The organism is Halorubrum sp. SD612 (assembly GCF_002135005.1).
In genome coordinates this window covers 1-2018 of sequence record NZ_NEWI01000288.1, presented here as the reverse complement: position 1 = coordinate 2018, position 2018 = coordinate 1, and the positions used below count along the sequence as shown (strand labels likewise).

Annotated in this window: 3 protein-coding genes; 1 reads left to right on the top strand and 2 read right to left on the bottom strand. The window is 76.2% G+C overall.

Going from position 1 to position 2018, the window contains the following annotated elements:
- Nucleotides 1-499, top strand: a 499-nt coding sequence (locus B9G38_RS16525) for a substrate-binding domain-containing protein (protein WP_303646249.1), incomplete at its 5' end; no start/stop codon positions are given.
- Here the strand turns inward: B9G38_RS16525 and B9G38_RS16520 are convergent.
- Both B9G38_RS16520 and B9G38_RS16515 read right to left on the bottom strand, forming a co-directional pair.
- Nucleotides 469-966, bottom strand: a complete 498-nt coding sequence (locus tag B9G38_RS16520; RefSeq protein WP_086221102.1) for a PaaI family thioesterase — start codon at nt 964-966, stop codon at nt 469-471. The two genes, B9G38_RS16525 and B9G38_RS16520, sit on opposite strands and share 31 nt — an antisense overlap.
- Before the next feature lie 126 nt (nt 967-1092).
- Entirely contained in the window at nt 1093-2013 is a 921-nt protein-coding gene (locus tag B9G38_RS16515) for a hypothetical protein (protein WP_086221103.1), read from the bottom strand.
- Nucleotides 2014-2018: the final 5 nt, after the last annotated feature.

The window sequence follows — 2018 nt, the reverse complement described above, 5'->3', positions numbered from 1 at the left end:
GGGCCTCGGGGGCTGCACCCGCGAGTGGAGGCGCGCCGTGCCGTCGGATAACCCCGCGGTGATCGAGGGGCGCGCGGACCTCGCCGCCCGCGACCTCCGCCTCCGGAACCGCCGGACCGTCTCGGGGCTCCGGCGGGGGCTCGACGCGGCGCTCGACGACCTCGCCGGCGAGCGCGACGCCGACCGCCGCGCGCTCGCCGAGCGGATCGACGGGTACGAGCGCACGGCGAAGGGGTTCGAGAGCCCGGTCCGCGCCGTCGCCGCCGGCGACGCCGACGCCGGGCTCGGCCTCCGGGAGACGGCGGAGCGGCTCGGCTGCGGGTTCGTCTCGCTCGGCGAGCAGTCGGTCGCCGTCCGCGCCGCTCCGGAGCGCGTCGACCGCGAGCCGGTCGCGGCGCTGGCAGCTGAACTCGGCGGCAACGACGAGGGGGAAGTGGCCCTCGACGCGATCCTCGCCGACCTCCCCGGCTACTCGCGGAACAGTCGGAACGACCCCTGACCGACGACGACCTCCGACCGGTTCCCGTCGCGCTCACCGTCCTCCGCGGTCCCTCCGCCCCCGTTCCCGGCGGTGGTGACCGTCATCTCGCTGACGCCGATCGAGCCGCCGGCCCGCACCACCTCGGCCTCCGCGCGGAGGTCGCCGTTCGCGGGCCGCAGGTAGTTCGCGTTGAGGTTCACCGTCGCCACGTCGCCGTCGAGCGGGTCCTCGAACGTCGTCCGCTGGGCGACGCCGCCGGCCGTGTCGATCAGCGTCGCCGCCACGCCGCCGTGGATCGTCCGGCCGCCGGCGTTCGTGAGCTTCTCGTCGAAGGGGATCGAGAGCACGACGCGCCCGCGCTCTATCGTCTCGACCGACGTGTTCAGCCACGAGAGGTAGCCGTGATCGTCTTCGAGCTTCCGCCTGACGAACGCCGTCGCCGCGTCCGGGAGCGGGTCCATCGCCGCGATGTCCGTGCGGTCCATGTCCCCGCGGTCAGCCCCGAACGGCTTGTAGCCCTCGGAAACGTGCGACAACGGGTCGCCGATTGACGGCGTCCGGACGACGTGCGTCGTCCCGACGCGCGTCGTCCGGACGCGCTCCGCCCCCGCTCACCCGACGCCGAGCCGGATCGGGTCGTCGCTCGGGACGACCTCGACCGTCACCGACTCGCCGACGGCGAACTCGCGGTCCGGGCAGACAAGCTTGACGCCGAGTCGGTCGCGGCGCGACGCGAACAGCGACAGTCCGGTCACGCGCTCGCCGTTCGCGAAGACGTCGACCGGCGCCCACTCGACGCGGGGCGCTCCCGCGGCCGATCCGCCGCCGTGTTCGGCCGCGGTGCCGACCCGCGCCCCGAGCAGGGACAGCGCGTCGCCCGCTTCGGGCGTCTCGTCGCGACCGCGGAACGTCCCCCCGCCCGCGTAGTGCGCCAGCCCGCCGTCGAGGGGGACGCCCTCGTCGCTCGCGAGCGCGCCGAAGGACGGGCCGGACCGCGACCGGTGTGGCCCCCTCACGACGACGTGCGTCGGGCCGCGCTCGACGACGGTTCCGGTCCCGTCCCACGCGACCGGGTCGACGGGGGCGTCGACGGCGACCGGGGGCGACCCGCTCGCGCGGAGCGGGTCCGCGTCCGGGGGTCGGAAGCCGAGGTGGACGTGGTCGTCGACCCACTGCCCGAAGAAGCCGGAGCGGGTCGTCGGCCCGAGCGCGTCGCCGACCTCGACCCGGTCGCCCGGGGCCACCTCCGGGATCACGTGGAGGACCCGGGCGACGGCGCCGCGGGGGGCGCCGGCGCGGGCGCACCACTCGTCGGCGAGGTCGACGACGATCAGGTGGTCCTCGTCGGCCGCGTACGGCCGGTCCGGGCAGCCGACGGTGCGGACCTCGCGGACGGTCCCGGCGACCGGGGAGCGCCCGACGCCGTCGCCCGGGTAGAGGTCGACCGCGCGGCCGCGGTCGTGGGCGGGGTACGGGGAGTTGAACCGCGAGAACTTCTCGTACCGCCCGACGACGTCGGCCGGGAGCGACACCGCCG

What these genes read in the sequence shown, in the direction of transcription:
- B9G38_RS16520 (WP_086221102.1), bottom strand. Translation starts at nt 966, where the DNA reads ATGGACCGCACGGACATCGCGGCGATGGACCCGCTCCCGGACGCGGCG.